This is a genomic window from Psychrobacter sp. Arc9 (assembly GCF_041431295.1).
In the GTDB taxonomy this organism is placed as follows: domain Bacteria; phylum Pseudomonadota; class Gammaproteobacteria; order Pseudomonadales; family Moraxellaceae; genus Psychrobacter.
The window spans coordinates 1-15,296 of the sequence record NZ_JASMRK010000039.1 but is presented as its reverse complement, the minus strand read 5'-3'; the positions used below and the strand labels follow the sequence as shown (position 1 = coordinate 15,296).

Genomic DNA, 15,296 nt, shown 5'->3' with positions numbered 1-15,296 from the left:
CCAGTAAAGACGGTACCTTGTCACCGTCTGCCATCCAGTCCATCGTCGATAGCGTGCAGTTCATGAATGACTATAATGATCATCCAAGCATTAGTTATGAAGGCAAACAGCATATAGATGTATTCAAGCGTGAGATGGTACACATCATACAGCGAGAGCCTGAAAGCTTTAACAAGCCAAATAAAGGTTTAGAGAGTTATTTGCCAAACATTAAGCAAGGCGTCTAAATATAAAGACCCTGCGCTAACAGCCAAAAAACAGTAAATGAATCTATCCTGTCAACTAACGAGAAATTAATAAAGGCAAACGCTACATTAGAGGCTGAGCGCAAAGCACTAGATCAAGCATTAAGCGACCTAACCGCTAGTTATAAAGCAGAGCAAGAAAAGGTTGGCGCATTGACGATAGAGATTGAAAAAGTGCGTAAGACGACCAGTGAGACCGAGAACCATCGAGCCCATCCCAGATTCTGTGTAACTGCCATGCAGACATTTTCCTAAAACGCCCACCATTTTTTTCTTTTCCGGGCTAGTGCCACGGTTGAGTCGTTTGTCTTTTCTTTCTCTTGTTCAAGTGGTGTCTCATGGCTCATTTCAGCTTGCTTAAACTCTAGCAGTCTCACTTGTGCGAAATCCTGGATACTGGCGTTGGCTTTATCCAGCGTTTTGCTCAACTGTCCTATCTGCTGCTGATAATTTTCAATTAACTTCTTTTGATCGCTTACCTGTTGGCTGAGATGTTCATTCTTGAGCTTTTCAAACGCTAGTAGGTGTTCAAGCTCTGTACAAGACTGTACAGTCTGACTGTCCAAGTGCGTATTATGAGGACTGTCAAGTGATTGTTCAGTACGTTTTTTGGACAATGGCTCTCCAAATACCCGAAGCATCTCCGCAGTGTCAATTTTCTTATCTGCGGTTCTAGAAAGCTCGCCATCACTGACTTTCTGATAGATCGTTGTTCTCGATATACCCCATTCTTTTGCCGCTTTCGTTACTGATATAATCATTGTTCACCTACTGTCCAAGTACGTTTTTAGTGTCTGTACAATACGACTGTTCAGAACGTTCAGTGAACAACTATCGCACTAACCTACTTGTGTAGCAAATCATAAATATTTTGGTGGTAATTACCGAACTGATTGAATCAGTTCGGTACCCTAGTGAGGACTTGAAGCTTATCTACGTCTTACTAAATTAATAATAATTTATTAGATGCGTCCTAATTGGATAATAAATACAGGCTCATAAATATGATAATTGGCCTTACTCCACCGCCAAAGCTGTATCAGTATTCAGAAAAAAAGTGGCTAGAGAAGTATTTTGAAGTCGGAGATTTTCGTCTTAGACCTGCATCAGACTATAAGTCACAGGAATTAGACTCTGCAAGGCATGACAATGAGTTAGTTAGAATTAATAAATCCTCAGAATTTGAAGGATAAAGCCCCTATGGCAAGCTAGGATCGCTACTTCAGGCAGAATTTTTAAAGTAAGTGAACATTAACTTCCCAGTCAAAACAGGTATTAATCTATAAACTCAAAACCAACTCGAACAGCTAAAAAACCACCATCTGTTAACAACTCAGGTTGTCTTGAAATTAAAGACTTTTCAATAGGTTTCCTTTCATCACTAACAAACCTAACATTCGCAAGACGCCCATCTATTTTAATATTTTCACCAACTTTAGGTGCTTTTGCTAATGTAAAATATTTATATTGCATAATAAAATCCTTTATTGAAACTATGATCTATTGTAAGTATATCCCAACGGAACCATCTAAAAAGGCTCATTAATCTATTAATAGACTACTCATAGTAGACTGCTGTAGTGGAACCACTTAATGAGCAGTGATAAGTTTCGGTCTTTCCTTGGCCACATCAGCGATCAGATGCCGTGAACACTTGGTCATACCTTGTATCTCAGAATAACTATGACCTGATTTGAGTAGACTAGCGATGATCTTGCGCTTTTCGGTATCTTTTCTGCGTCCTGAATACTTACCTTCTGCCTTAGCACGAGCAATACCTTGCATCTGACGGTTACGGCGATCCTCATAATCTTTTCGAGCAATGGCTGCGAGCATATCCAGCATCATCGAGTTGATGGCCTGCAATATACTGCTCATAAATTCAGTGCTGCGTTCAGGTTGAAGCGCCATATATGAGGTAGGCAGCTCTTTTGATACGATAGAGAGCTTTTTTTCTGATAGCATTCTTTTGAGCGTATCCCAATCAGCTTGGTTCAGACGCGCCAAGCGATCAATCTGCTCAACTAAGATAATATCGCCTTTATGAGCATCTTCAATCAGCTGCATAAGCTTTGGTCGCACCAAAATAGCTCCTGATTCGTTTTCGACATAGAAGGCGGCAATCTTGTGGCCATGATCGTTGGCAAATGCTATGAGTTCGCTTTTGGCACGCTTAGCGTCTTGTTCTTTGGTAGACGCTCGTAGATACGCTCTGATAAACATAAACACCTAAAATAGTCTGTTATAAGTGGTTCCATTATACCAGTCTGTTTTAAGTAGTCTGTTAATAGGTTAGAAGGTCAAAATAACTAGTTCCCTTGGGGTATACCTTAAAGATCAAACGGGAAATAGACGTTATTACTCAAATAGCGTTGCTCAAAATAAGTTGATGCATACCAAGTGTATGCATCATTACCTAATTCAATAAATCATCTTTGCAGTAACATTAAGAAGTTTATTTTTTGATACTGCTGTATTCACCACTAGTACGCAAAACAACTTGAACATCCGATTGTCCTCGGTTGCGCCAGAACCAGCCGTGATTACCTGTAAATGCGGCTTCTAGAACGCCTTCATCAGAAGCAACCCCGCGACCTTTCTCATAGCTAATGGCTTTACCCAAGGCATCACCGTGAGTATCAAAATTAACCTCACCGCCAGTGACTGCCCAAGAGTAATTTGCTTTATCACCTTCAGACATTTTCATTTTAATTTCTATTCCTTCACCTGGAGTCAGGGTGAAGGGAATCTCATCACGCCACTGTCCATCAGCAACGGTAGTATCAGTAGGCGTGGTATTTATTGTTTGTTCTGTCATATTGTCAATGTCTGGGGTTTCGGTTGCTACTAAACCAGCTGCATCTGCGGCAGCTTCTTCTGCCAATTGCTGCTTAACCTGTCCCATTTCTGTCAAACGAAGCAGTTTACCAACCCCAGTTGGATCAATACCATATTCAGCTGGGAGAACTACCGTAAATAAAAGAACTATTGCTGCGATTATAGCCAGAATAGTAGATTTTATGAGTTGCTTTGAAGAGGGGAGTTCAGCCTGTAAGGGGGTATCACTGTTATACATATTAGAAATCCTTGAGTTATTGAGACATTAAATAGCCAGTAAGCTGCATGCCCACTAAAATAAATCCTGCGCTCATCATGGCAACGTTGGCGGTATAAGCGTTACGGATGAAACTTGACGTGCGTCGCCAGTAGCTCATGCCAATCAATATGATTGCTAGAGCTAATAGTTGCCCAATCTCCACACCCACGTTAAACGCGAGCAGGTTAGGTAGTAGGCCATCAGGTGACATATCGTATTCAAGAATCTTAGTGGATAACCCAAAGCCATGGAAAAGGCCAAATATAAGCACTGCTATTTTGGTGTTTGGTTGATACCCGAACCATCGCTGAAAAGCACCAATGTTATCTAAAGCTTTGTAAACAACTGAGAGACCAATAATGGCATCAATCAGATAACTGTTCATACCGATGTTGAAGTACACTCCTAAAATCATCGTAGTGGAGTGACCTAATGCAAATAGGCTCACATAGATACCAATGTGCTTCATGCGGTAAAGAAAAAAGATGACCCCGAAGAGAAACAGTATGTGGTCATACCCCGTTATCATATGCTTAGCGCCCAAGTACATAAAGGGTAAAATATTGACTCCTGAAATCTCCTGAATATATCCTTTATCCCCTGCGGTTACAGCATGAGCAAGCGCTTCATTGCTGCCAGTAAGAAGACAAATAAGAAGTACTGAGAACACTAACAGACGGGTCTGCCAAGTCGCCCATAGCGAGCTTGAAAGCCTATTTAAAACATGGCTATACATTAAGAATCCTGTGGTCTGAAAATAATGAATGCGTTGCGTGATGCAATACGATAAGAGCAGTTAACCCCAACCAATGGAGTAATTATGATTTGCGTTACTAAGCATTTTTTCACGGACTAGTAAGTAAAATCGTGAATTTTTCGAATGCAAACCAAGCGATTAAGGAGTAAGATACTATCCCCTAGGGGGGGATAATGTCAACCATAAAAGCTCAAGTCTTATAGGGTATAATTGCGCTCTCTAGAGGAAGGATACTGTCATTATGAAAAAACCGCACATACACGCTTCTCATCCAGCCGTTATCACACGACTTAAAAAAGCGAATGGTCATCTAAGCAGTACGATAGAGATGTTGGTTGAGGGTCGAACCTGCCTTGATGTAGCCCAACAGTTACAAGCGGTAGAGAATGCGATTCACCAAGCCAAGAAAATTTTAATCCAAGACCATTTAGATCATTGCCTTGAAGACTTATTAGGGGCTGTTGATAAAAATCAGCAGGATTCTATCGAGGAGTTCAAGGAGATAACCCGTTACCTATAAGATCAATCGACTGATCTAAAGAGCCTCCCATGCTTAGTATCTTTGCAAACCGAACTTATCGCCATTTATTCGCCGCGCAAGTGATTGCCCTGATTGGTACTGGTCTGGCTACCGTGGCGCTTGGGCTTTTGGCTTTTGATTTGGCAGGTAATAATGCTGGGGTCGTTATGGGAACCGCATTGGCCATCAAAATGGTTGCCTATGTTGGTATAGCACCAATTGCAGCTGCCTTCGCCGAACGGCTGCCCAAACGCACGATGCTGGTAACGCTAGACGTGATACGAGCGGGTGTAGCCCTGCTTTTGCCATTTGTTTCCCAAATCTGGGAAGTTTATGTGCTGATCTTTGTTTTGCAATCTGCCTCAGCAGCCTTCACGCCGACCTTTCAAGCCACTATTCCTGATGTTTTGCCTGACGAGCAGGATTACACCAAAGCCTTATCGCTCTCACGCCTTGCGTACGATATGGAAAGTTTAGTTAGTCCCATGTTAGCTGCGGCATTGCTGACAGTAATGAGCTTTCACAACCTGTTTACGGGGACGGTGTTGGGATTTTTAGCGTCTGCCTTATTGGTCGTATCGGTCACGCTACCAGCGCATGCTATGCCAGAGCGTCGTAGCATTTATGATAGAACCACACGTGGCATTCGGATCTATTTAGCCACACCACGACTGCGCGGATTACTCGCGGTCAACGTTGCTGTCTCTGCCGCTGCGTCTATGGTCTTTGTAAATACAGTGGTAATCATTCAGGGTGGCATGGGACTAACTCAGAGTGCAGTGGCATTAGCATTAGCGAGCTTTGGTGCAGGCTCTATGATTGCTGCATTGGCTTTGCCAAGCCTACTAAGTAAGCTGACAGACCGTAGGGTCATGTTAAGCGGTGTAGGGTTGTTAGTGGTGGGTATGTTCGCTGGTACATTGATGATAGGACAATACTCGCTCATGCTCTTATGGTTCGTGCTAGGTTTGGGTTATTCTGCTGCTCAAACTCCCTCTGGCCGCTTGCTATGGCGATCCTCACATCAAGAAGATCGCCCAGCACTGTTTGCCGCTCAGTTTGCTTTATCTCATGTCAGTTGGTTGGTATTTTACCCCTTGGCAGGTTGGTTAGGTGCTCATTACAGTATGACTGTTGCTTTTGCAGTATTAGGCGGTGCTGCTGCACTAGCGGTATGGGCGGCTTTTAGAGTCTGGCCGTCTATTGATTTAACAGAGATTGAACACGAGCATTTCAATCTACCAGAGGGTCATATCCATGCTACTGGATCTCCTACACCCAACGGGATACGCCATACCCATCCTTTCGTAGTCGATGACTATCATCCGCGTTGGCCGAGCTCAGGTCATTGATTTTGAATCTGTATCTGAAGGAACAGCATTTCATACTGAAAGGCACACTACTATGTACACTGGAATGATTTCAGTAATTCAAACTCTTGTTATCATTAGCCCACAACCAAAGGTTCAAGTCCTCACTAGGGAACCGAACCAGTGCGAGCGTCTGATTGGTTCGCCATAGGTATATCTATCTGTTAACTCAAGCTTGTTCCCTAATTTCCTCGGGAACGAACTCATTATGAATTTCATGAAGGTAAGACATACTAGATTCTGTATCGGCTTCATAGTTTAGTTGTTCTTGATAAAACTTTAGCCGTGCTTTAGCGTTCGTTATAACCTCTGACCACTTCATAACATAGATTTCTATTGAGTTTTCTTGATGAACACAACCTTTGGGAAGCCCAATATTGTTTGCTCTCATTTCTGCTATATCATCAAATTGGTTGGAAACTGCTATGAACTTCCACTTACAGTTGGATTTATGAAACCTTTCATCATTATTGACTGCTTGCGCATAACCCATAATCTGTCCTATGACGTCATTGTCAATTTTCTTATTAGGTCTTTTTAATTCAACAACTAGAAAATCTTTGTGACCAGGTCTAACCTCTACTGATTTAGATAGCATTAAGTCAACTCTACCTTGTCGTTCGTTATTGATTAGGACATTACTATCATCTTCACAACGTTTACCAAGTATTTTTAGATGTATGTTTAATACTTCCTCAAGACGCTTTTCACTACCTGCTAATGCGAAATGCTCATCAAAAATCCAACTCTCGCTCTCGAGAATCTTATGCAGCTGGTCTCTTTCTAACAGTGATTTTTTATGATCAAATACAAGTGTATTTAGTGATTCAAGGAAATCTAAACGGTCAGCTACGATTTTGGCTGATCTGATAATATGCGATAAGCTAGTTTTTTCTAGTAATTTAGCAAATTCATTTTGTTCCTCGGTATTTAAATTTAAAACCTCTGTCATGATAGCTTGCATTGACTGCGGGTTATTCTCTAATGATTGTGAAAGCAACCTAAAAGTGAACTTTTTCGTTTTATGATTTGAGTTTGCGAATTTAGGTAAGTTATCTTCGACTTTCGAAGCAATGATATCAAAAATCTCACGCTTAGCTGTTTCGATTACCCCAGGATCATTATTCTCCTCAAATGGGTAAATACCAGACTCTTTCCACCCTTGGAGTCTAAGTAAACGCTCATTGCTTCTCTTCGTTTTGAAGTGTTCATTTATTTGCTGGTAGGCTGCATCGAGAAGTTTTTTACTATCAGCATCCATATCTATCAAGTCTAAGCTGGAATCACTATTCAATTCAGTAATGTAATCACTAATTATATAGGCAGAAAAGGAATAGCCTAAATTTCTAATACGGTTTGGTTGAAATTTATGTTCTTTCAGAACAGTGCCATTATTTTTACAAAGTAAGAGCTGTTTTGAACTGATTTCCAGCCATTCTATAATCTTAATTTGATGAGTTCCTGCTACATCCTCTAACTCTAATGTGTACTCATTAACATCCTCTATAGCCTCATTAGGGTCAATCAGATAGCCGTCTACAGTTATTTCTATATTAGGATAAGCATATAAGTAAGATGAAAAGGTTTGAGTCAATTTGTTTTTCAATTCATCAAAGTTATGCACCGCGACTTTTTTATTTAGCTCGCTAACTCTGATGATTGACTTTGTTTTATTCACTTTAGACCGTGTAGCGGTGGATACGCTAAACTCGTTAGCTCTATCAGAATTTAAAGAGATAGTTAACCTATAAAAGCTACCATCTTGCTGATAAACGCTTTCCCAATCGACAACCCTGCCTAATGAAAATGCCTTAAAACGTCCTTCACCCTTTTGTCCGTGTATAGGTCTACCACTTTCGGTTTCTGATTTAGTAGCTTTCCATGAGTTACCGATAAAACCTAGATATTTACTTGCTTGTTTTTCGGAAATACCACTGCCGTTATCTTCAATAACAATAGTTTGATTACCTATCTCGTTAGATTCCACACGTAGAAATATCTTTGTAGCATCAGCGTCTAAGCTGTTCCAAAGTAGCTCTTCAATTGCCTGTATAGGATTTGCTCTTGAAACTCGCTTGAGGTGATCGTCAGATAAGTTGACTTTTAGAGTGCTTGAGTTGGACATGCCACGACCTCTTTAGTAAAACTATGTTTACCAATTATGTTGAAAAAGCTAATTTTTAAGTTAGTAACGAGCTATTCAGACTATATGCTATCGAATACTTATTCTAAATACTGTATAACCTCAAATCTAGTCGTAGTATCAAATAAAGAACTATTTTCCATAATTACCCAAATAGAAGGAGTTTTTAATGCAAACAAGTATTTCAAATGAAGAAGCGCAAATTATCGAGCTTTTCAAGGAAAATGTTTACGGTAGATCGCCCAAGACTGACGACTTCAATCAGCGCCATGACGGAAAGGCAGGTCACTGGCTGGAAAGACAAATGGGCATAGCTGCTAATGCTAACAATGAGCCTGACTTATACGGCTATGAGATGAAAAACTCTACTGGTAGCAAGACCACTTTTGGTGATTGGAGTGCTAACTACTATATCTTCAAAGATAAAGAAATCTATCTAAATCGCACGCAGTTTATGGAAGTGTTTGGCAAGCCTAATGTAGAAAAGGGTGGACGTTACTCATGGTCAGGTAGCCCAATTCCTAACTTTAACTCTCCATCAACCTACAATGGCTCAGAAATGGTTTTTGATGATGCAAAGAATATAATCATCGTTTATAACTACTCAAAAGATCCTCGTCCTGATAAAGGGAATATAGTTCCACTAAGTTTACAGCAAGAAGGCCTTATTTTGACCCGTTGGGACAGAGATAATCTAAACAATAAGCTGACTAAGAAATTCGGCCATCATGGCTGGTTTAAGTGTAATAAAGATAAAGAAGGCTGCTATAACCAAATCGCTTTTGGGGAGCCAATGATCTTTGATAATTGGATTAAACTTGTTGAACAGGGTGTAGTATTTTTTGATAGTGGTATGTACGTAGGAAACGCTCGAAACTATTCCCAGTGGCGTGCTAATAACAACCACTGGGATTCCCTAATTACTCGTACGTATCCACCATTCCCAGGATCTTTAGACAGCAGCCAATAGATCAGCTTGTTTTTGCATGGCTTCAGCTTTGTGGAATGTAGAAACCATTTGCTCAGCTACCGCCTCTATGACTTTGACGCAAACAGAGTTACCAAACTGTTTATACGCTTGTGTCTTAGATACTGCGTCAGTTAAAAACTCCTCAGGGAAGCCTTGCAGTCTAGCGCATTCTCGGGGAGTTAGCATTCTTGGGTTTTTCCCATATTGGGATTGATCTATCAAGGCCTCAGAACCATCTTTATAGTACCGTGCGCTAATAGTATTGGTGTACTCGCTGTCATGATTGAATAGGCTGTAACCGAAGCCATTGCCTTTTGTTATATGCTGACCTTTACGCTTTTGATGACCTGCCCACAAATTATCTGATATGGTATATACCGTATCATCAGCTGGTACAGCTTCCAATATATCTCCAACACGCGTCTTACTATGAGTAGGCTTAGGAAAGCTGAACAGCTCATCAAAATTTTCGATCTTATCAAAATAATCTTTATTAAAACCTACGATAAAAATACGCTCTCTATTTTGCGGTGCGCCAAAGTCCGCAGCCCTTAACACAGCATATCCTACCCAATAATTTAGCTTATGAGATAAAGCCTCTCGCGACTCTTCACTCATAGGAACATCATCAGGTATGCTGTCCTTATGCTGCCCAGTCAAAATATCATAGATGGTTTGAAAGGTTTCCCCTTTCTTATCGGTTCTCAATCGCTTAACGTTTTCCAGCAAAAACATTTTTGGACGCTTTTCAGCCAAAATTCGCTGAATCTCAAAAAACATAGTGCCGCGGGTGTCTTTAAAGCCTTGTTTTAGACCTGCTTGTGAGAATGCTTGGCACGGAAAACCCGCTAAAAGCAAGTCGTGATCGGGAATGTCCTTGGCTTGAATTTGGGTAATATCTCCACTGGGGTACTCTCCATAATTAGCAAAGTAGGTCTTTTGAGCATGCTTATCAATCTCACTGGTGAAAACACACTTACCGCCCTGTTTTTGGAACGGCAGACGTATACCGCCAATACCTGCAAATAAATCAATAAAAGTGAAATCACTATCCTTATTACTATGCTCAAAAGGATGGCTGTTGTTAAGTGCTTCTAGCTTCGCTAACCTTGTAGCAGAGGGTTTGTGCTCACCGTTCTCCCAGCCACGAACCGTCCTTTCACCTGCTTCTTTCATCCCTAATAACAATGCTAATTCTTTTTGAGAAACGCCTAATGACTTACGTTTCTCAATAACATATTGCTGAGTATCTTTCATAGTAACCTACTTTTAAAATATCCTGTTTTATTCCCGGATTTTAGCATAGATTTTCTACTTTGTGTTAGATAAAAGCTTGGTTCTCGCCTTAAAATATTGTTAAAGCAAATAACCGTTTTCTATATTTTTTGGGAAAGGTTTGGATCTTCTTTTAAATACAGCCCTCACCATGGCATCATAGCTACGACACGCTGGCCATTTATGTAATAGCACATCAGTAGTAATATAATTTCAGGTGGCAGCGTGAGCTCCTTAGTCGTACCATTTAGATGAGCCGTTCGGGTGATACGGTCAGCATAAACCTTCCTCTCAGTATCATAAAACCCAAAAATCTCACCAACTACGCGAATATCACTTAACAGTTTGCCGTGTTTTTTATTCACAGCCTTACTGATAGCAAGTGTTCCTAGTGGCTCATCAGTGATCAGAATCATCGTAACAAACTGCATCACCCGATCATAAAGTTTAGGGGACGCTATAATATCATTATAAAAATCGTACGCCTGATCGCTTGAGCAAAACCTTTCAAACATAGTGAAGGCATGAGCGACCATTGTTGCCACATCAGGATCATCTTCTGCAAATTTAATCGCAATCGTATTTCTTACAAGTGGCAGCATCACCGATAAAGCGCCTTCACTATCTGCCACCACACCATCGACCATATAGGGCTCTATATCTGCTTCAAGACTTAATAGCGCAGCTTTATGCTCCTTAATAAACATCCACTATCACCCACGGTAGCTTGGATCACTGACATCAGTAGCATATTTATTGTCATCTAGTAGCGAATTCTGTTCCCCATAATTAGCCATAGAGTCAGATTGCGTTTGGTGACTACTCCTAGTCTTACTGCCTTCAACACCTATATTTTGATCAACAACCTCTTGATTATTTTCTTTTGTGTTGGCTACAAACGGATCTTCTTCCTCATCTAAACCCATATCACCGCCCAAACTCTCCACCATACTTTTAAATAAATGCTTATCAGATGCCCTTGTAAGAAAGTCCGGAAAGTGAATCGCAAAGTACTCGCGAATCATCTGCTCACTCTCACCCTCAGTTGCTAATACCTGACCTAAGAATGCCCCCATCAGAATCTTCTGCTTGTTCAAGCGCTTATCGAGTTTTACCTGTTGCACCTTAGCTTGACGTTTTAATTCTTCTAACCGTTGACGTTCTTTTAAATCGTTCACATCCTGATTATCAAAGATGGATACAGACGCTTTATTATTTATAGCTGACATAAAATTTCTCTTCATAAACAGTATTTTATCTACCATAGCAAGCACCTAACAAACATTCAATTACTTATGATATGCTTTAACAAAACAGATCAGATACCTTATATATAGTATTTTATTATTTGATAGTTGTGTCTCCCTGACTAAGGGCGAAGCAACGACTCTAAAATCACTATTTCCCACTTCGTGGTCATAGCAATTTTAGAATCGTTCTTCGTTGGGGAAACCCCAAACCCCATGCCCCACGAAATGATATGGGACAAAAAAACCAAAAGATGAGGCGGTCATTATGACTATGGTGCATTTCGATACTAAGGCAATTTCTCGAAAAGCAGGACAGTCAGCGGTGGCTTGTGCCGCTTATCGTGCTGGGGATATTTTGGGTGATGTCAAATATGGCAAAACGCATGACTATGCAAAAAAGCGTGGGGTGATGAGTAGCGACATCGTTCTGCCCTCTTCGTTGAAAGCGCTTGGGGTGGGTGTGAACAGAGAGCTGCTGTGGAATCTGGCGGAAGCCGCAGAAAATCGATCAGACAGTCGGGTAGCGCGTGAGTGGCTGATTAATCTGCCTTATGAGTTGTCTGAGGAAGAGCGCCATACGCTAGCAATAGCGTTCGCTCAAAAGCTTGCTAATGATATGGATGTGATTGCCGATGTGTGTATTCATCGTCCGGTGATGAAGCTGCCGTTTGATCCTGAGGCGAAGCCAAGCTCGAAGCGCTTGCGTGAGGGAGAGCAAAATCCTGATCCGCGCAATTTTCATGCGCATATTCTAGTGACCACTCGAGCGCCTATTGCTGGCCCTAATAAAACCTTGGCATTTGATCCCAAGCTCAAAATCCCTTTTGAGTGGTCCAATAAAAAACGCTTGGCACATGATCTGCCCTCATCAATGAAAGAGATTAAACGTGTTCGCCAAATGTGGGTAGATACCGCTAATGTGGTTTTGGCAAAGAAGCAGTTGCCTCTAATGGATGCGCGCAGTTATAAAGATCAGGGACTAGATCAGCAGCCGACGATTAAGATGGGCGTTGAAGCAACCGCCATGGAGCGCCGAGGTATCACGACGGAGAAGGGCGATATCAATCGGGAAATCATTGCGCGTAATCAGGCCGTTACGGAACAAACCATTCAACAAGGATCAGAACATGAGCGACGAGCTAGAGCACTTAGAAAAGGACTTGCTTGGACAACTGAGCACAATGCAAGACTACCTGAGCTCCTTGGAGACACAGCACAGCGCATTGATGACTCAGAACGATGCCTTAACAGCGCAGAACCAGAAATTAACTGGAGCTTTGAAGATGGTGCACGCGCAACAAACCGTACTTATCAAGCTAAACGAAGAATCGAAGCAGCAAATGACGGCGCTGCTACAGCAGGTCAATACGCTGAAAGCCTCCCAGAGCTCATTAAAGACACAGAACAGCTTATTGCAAACACAAAACCAAACCTTGAGTGGACAGCTAGACGATGTGAAAACTTACCAAAGCGAGGTGATGACACGCAACAAAGAATTGACAAAGCAGCACAACGAATTGATGACTCAAAACAGTGGATTACTCAAAACTCAGAAAGAGTTCAAGCTAGCAAATCAATCACTGACGGAATCAATAGCGGCATTACAGAGCGAGCAAGACCAGCCCCCAGCCCCTTCGATGACGACTACCAACGAGCCTTTTTTGAGCGAAAAAGACAAGTTAATCGAACGATTGCAGAAACAGATAGCAAGCTTGACGGCTCAAAATTCGGAGATGAGAGCAACCATAATGCTCTTAGAAAGACGCTGATGGTAATGGCGCACCGATTATTAACGCGCAACCAGACCAATTTTTGCCTACGTCCAGGCCATAACGATCATCCTGCCGACTATCCTGACAAATTCGACTACCGACAAGTTGAGAGCCTTAACCGCTTTGCGGATGCCTTGGGTGTTGATAGCAACCCTAGCGACTTCAGAGCGGAACAGAGGCGTGTTGCCGACCTGTTCACACCTGAAGTCATGGAAAACCATGTCAATGCTATCGACATCATCCTAAAAAGGCAGCGAGAGCGTAAAGCTTATGAGGAAGCGACGAGTGGCTTTACCCAATTTCTTGAACGCTTAGACAAATCAAGAGCCACAAAAAATGATGAACTGCAAAAGCGTTTAGGTATAAGCGACATCAGCAGAATGACAGCAGCCACACAAACCGTATCCAGTTACTTAACAATCATCACTGATGAGATGAACAAAGAGGAAACACCGTGGCAGTCTCGAGAACTGGCAGCAAAACACATCAAAGAGACCTTAAAGCTCACTGCCATACAATTTCAGTTGTCCTATGATGGTCTGAAAACGTTAGATAGCGTAGAAAGCGTTCAGAAGCACGTTAAGGTTCTTGAAACCTCACTAAGCGATATTGCTACCAAATGTAGTGCAAAGTTCACTGAGAGTGATTCTAAGAGGATTAACGAGGGTCTTACGGTACTTAATAAGCCTATAGACATTAAAAGTTTATATCACAGTCCAAGTCCTCGTTTTTGATCACTGTCTGTCATCACTCCTTTTTCCACTGCTAGCCAATTTTTTTATGATTACTACAAAACCGATTTTTTTGACTTATCCACAGCTAAAATTAACGGTTCAGTAAAAGAAGGTTTTTATTTAATCCTGTTTAATCCTGTTTAATCCTGTTTAAGAGCCATTTTTCATGTTTAAAATCAATAGCTTACAAGCAGAAAAAAGAGTAAATGAGCAGAAAAAAGAGTAAATGAGCAGAAAAAAGAGTAAATGAGCAGAAAAAAGAGTAAATGAGCAGAAAAAAGAGCTATTAAAAGATAACTTTTTATTTTGCTCTTTATATGATAAGTTATCTTGTATAAATTGGAATAAACACAGAATGAGCAAACAAAAAAATGAAAAATAATCTAGTCGTGCAGTCAAATGATCTAATCTTAGCAACGTATACAATGCAAAAGACAGACAAAGAGCTAATGCTTGCTTGTGTTAGTCAGATTGACAGCAGACCTGATGCGCCACAGATCACACAAGACACAGAATACAAGGTGTCAGTTGATGATATCAAATCGCTGTTTTTTGGTAAGAATTCTAAGAACGAGCAGAATATCTATCGCGACATAGAGAATGCAAGCAAGCGTTTGTATGACGTTGATATTGTAATGAGCTTGCCTGAAAATAAGATACTTCAAACAAGACTGGTTAGTAGCATTGTCTATGATCCTGACAACGGAGAAGTCGTATTATCATTCGCAAGTAAAATACTGCCCTATTTAACGCAACTTAAAGCTAACTTTACTAAGTACAGGCTATTGGAAATAGGTCAATTATCGAGCATTCACTCAATAAGAATGTACGAATTGGTTGTCATGTGGGTGAATCAGTTTCAATACAGCAAAGAGTTTACGATAGAAGAGTTTAAACACGTAATGAGTGTTAAAAATAAATATAAGCAATTTAGCGAGTTGCGAAGATATGTCATTGAAGTAGCTATCAATGACGTTAACGAAAATACAAACTATAGGGTTAGTGTGGAGTACAAGAAAAAGAGTAGGGGCAAGGGTTATACAGGATTAATACTCAAGTTCCATAAAAAAACATTAGACAAATTAACCAGTAAAGACGGTACCTTGTCACCGTCTGCCATCCAGTCCATCGTCGATAGCGTGCAGTTCATGAATGACTATAAT

14 protein-coding genes and 1 pseudogene are annotated in these 15,296 nt (G+C 41.0%); 6 read left to right on the top strand and 9 right to left on the bottom strand.

The window, feature by feature from the left end; translation table 11 throughout:
* Positions 1-227, top strand: a pseudogene (locus QO187_RS13385) (replication initiation protein); the annotation flags it as partial.
* A gap of 269 nt (positions 228-496) precedes the next feature.
* On the opposite strand, the gene QO187_RS13380 reads toward QO187_RS13385, so the two are convergent.
* From QO187_RS13380 to QO187_RS13360, 5 genes are all read right to left on the bottom strand, one after another.
* The gene (locus tag QO187_RS13380; protein ID WP_102090302.1) at positions 497-1,006 is read right to left on the bottom strand and encodes a hypothetical protein; all 510 of its coding nucleotides are present in this window, start codon (positions 1,004-1,006) and stop codon (positions 497-499) included.
* A 514-nt stretch (positions 1,007-1,520) separates the two neighbouring features.
* Positions 1,521-1,718 (bottom strand): hypothetical protein, encoded by a 198-nt coding sequence (locus QO187_RS13375; protein WP_102090300.1) that lies wholly within the window; start codon positions 1,716-1,718, stop codon positions 1,521-1,523.
* A gap of 117 nt (positions 1,719-1,835) precedes the next feature.
* Positions 1,836-2,468 carry a recombinase family protein gene (locus QO187_RS13370; RefSeq protein ID WP_102090299.1) on the bottom strand — a complete coding sequence of 211 codons (633 nt, stop codon included), beginning with the start codon at positions 2,466-2,468 and terminating at the stop codon, positions 1,836-1,838.
* A gap of 232 nt (positions 2,469-2,700) precedes the next feature.
* A complete protein-coding gene (locus QO187_RS13365; protein ID WP_371548609.1) occupies positions 2,701-3,159 on the bottom strand; it encodes a transmembrane anchor protein in 459 nt (152 codons plus the stop codon).
* Between the two features lie 178 nt (positions 3,160-3,337).
* On the bottom strand, positions 3,338-4,078 hold the full coding sequence (locus tag QO187_RS13360) for a HupE/UreJ family protein (RefSeq protein WP_102090297.1): 741 nt from the start codon (positions 4,076-4,078) through the stop codon (positions 3,338-3,340).
* Between the two features lie 262 nt (positions 4,079-4,340).
* Between QO187_RS13360 and QO187_RS13355 the strand changes: the two genes are divergently transcribed.
* Positions 4,341-4,619 (top strand): metal-sensing transcriptional repressor, encoded by a 279-nt coding sequence (locus QO187_RS13355; protein WP_102090296.1) that lies wholly within the window; start codon positions 4,341-4,343, stop codon positions 4,617-4,619.
* Between the two features lie 29 nt (positions 4,620-4,648).
* Positions 4,649-5,971: an MFS transporter gene (locus tag QO187_RS13350; RefSeq protein ID WP_102090295.1), complete on the top strand. Its 1,323-nt coding sequence runs from the start codon at positions 4,649-4,651 to the stop codon at positions 5,969-5,971.
* A 187-nt stretch (positions 5,972-6,158) separates the two neighbouring features.
* Here QO187_RS13350 and QO187_RS13345 read toward each other — a convergent pair whose 3' ends face one another.
* Complete coding sequence (locus QO187_RS13345) at positions 6,159-8,114, bottom strand: ATP-binding protein (protein ID WP_102090294.1); 1,956 nt, start codon at positions 8,112-8,114, stop codon at positions 6,159-6,161.
* 187 nt (positions 8,115-8,301) lie between these two features.
* Here QO187_RS13345 and QO187_RS13340 point away from each other — a divergent pair, with 187 nt between their 5' ends.
* Entirely contained in the window at positions 8,302-9,102 is an 801-nt protein-coding gene (locus tag QO187_RS13340) for an LlaMI family restriction endonuclease (protein ID WP_228706988.1), read from the top strand.
* Here QO187_RS13340 and dcm read toward each other — a convergent pair.
* The 3 genes from dcm to QO187_RS13325 all read right to left on the bottom strand — a co-directional run bounded on the left by dcm (position 9,085) and on the right by QO187_RS13325 (position 11,642).
* Complete coding sequence (gene dcm / locus QO187_RS13335; protein ID WP_102090293.1) at positions 9,085-10,359, bottom strand: DNA (cytosine-5-)-methyltransferase; 1,275 nt, start codon at positions 10,357-10,359, stop codon at positions 9,085-9,087. The genes QO187_RS13340 and dcm overlap by 18 nt on opposite strands.
* A gap of 164 nt (positions 10,360-10,523) precedes the next feature.
* Entirely contained in the window at positions 10,524-11,084 is a 561-nt protein-coding gene (locus QO187_RS13330; RefSeq protein ID WP_102090292.1) for a hypothetical protein, read from the bottom strand.
* A gap of 6 nt (positions 11,085-11,090) precedes the next feature.
* On the bottom strand, positions 11,091-11,642 hold the full coding sequence (locus QO187_RS13325; RefSeq protein WP_102090291.1) for a hypothetical protein: 552 nt from the start codon (positions 11,640-11,642) through the stop codon (positions 11,091-11,093).
* 250 nt (positions 11,643-11,892) lie between these two features.
* On the opposite strand from QO187_RS13325, the gene QO187_RS13320 reads away from it, so the two are divergent.
* Together QO187_RS13320 and QO187_RS13315 are read left to right on the top strand one after the other, a co-directional pair.
* Entirely contained in the window at positions 11,893-14,133 is a 2,241-nt protein-coding gene (locus QO187_RS13320; protein WP_102090304.1) for a MobA/MobL family protein, read from the top strand.
* A gap of 371 nt (positions 14,134-14,504) precedes the next feature.
* Positions 14,505-15,296, top strand: a 792-nt coding sequence (locus QO187_RS13315) for a replication initiation protein (RefSeq protein ID WP_371548604.1), incomplete at its 3' end; no start/stop codon positions are given.

Bases quoted from the DNA above. Each gene is read 5' to 3' on its own strand.
- QO187_RS13345 (WP_102090294.1), bottom strand. From the start codon at position 8,114: ATGTCCAACTCAAGCACTCTAAAAGTCAACTTATCTGACGATCACCTC.
- QO187_RS13370 (WP_102090299.1), bottom strand. From the start codon at position 2,468: ATGTTTATCAGAGCGTATCTACGAGCGTCTACCAAAGAACAAGACGCT.
- QO187_RS13360 (WP_102090297.1), bottom strand. From the start codon at position 4,078: ATGTATAGCCATGTTTTAAATAGGCTTTCAAGCTCGCTATGGGCGACT.
- QO187_RS13325 (WP_102090291.1), bottom strand. From the start codon at position 11,642: ATGGTAGATAAAATACTGTTTATGAAGAGAAATTTTATGTCAGCTATA.
- QO187_RS13350 (WP_102090295.1), top strand. From the start codon at position 4,649: ATGCTTAGTATCTTTGCAAACCGAACTTATCGCCATTTATTCGCCGCG.
- QO187_RS13320 (WP_102090304.1), top strand. From the start codon at position 11,893: ATGACTATGGTGCATTTCGATACTAAGGCAATTTCTCGAAAAGCAGGA.
- QO187_RS13355 (WP_102090296.1), top strand. From the start codon at position 4,341: ATGAAAAAACCGCACATACACGCTTCTCATCCAGCCGTTATCACACGA.
- QO187_RS13330 (WP_102090292.1), bottom strand. From the start codon at position 11,084: ATGTTTATTAAGGAGCATAAAGCTGCGCTATTAAGTCTTGAAGCAGAT.
- QO187_RS13375 (WP_102090300.1), bottom strand. From the start codon at position 1,718: ATGCAATATAAATATTTTACATTAGCAAAAGCACCTAAAGTTGGTGAA.
- QO187_RS13340 (WP_228706988.1), top strand. From the start codon at position 8,302: ATGCAAACAAGTATTTCAAATGAAGAAGCGCAAATTATCGAGCTTTTC.
- QO187_RS13380 (WP_102090302.1), bottom strand. From the start codon at position 1,006: ATGATTATATCAGTAACGAAAGCGGCAAAAGAATGGGGTATATCGAGA.
- dcm (WP_102090293.1), bottom strand. From the start codon at position 10,359: ATGAAAGATACTCAGCAATATGTTATTGAGAAACGTAAGTCATTAGGC.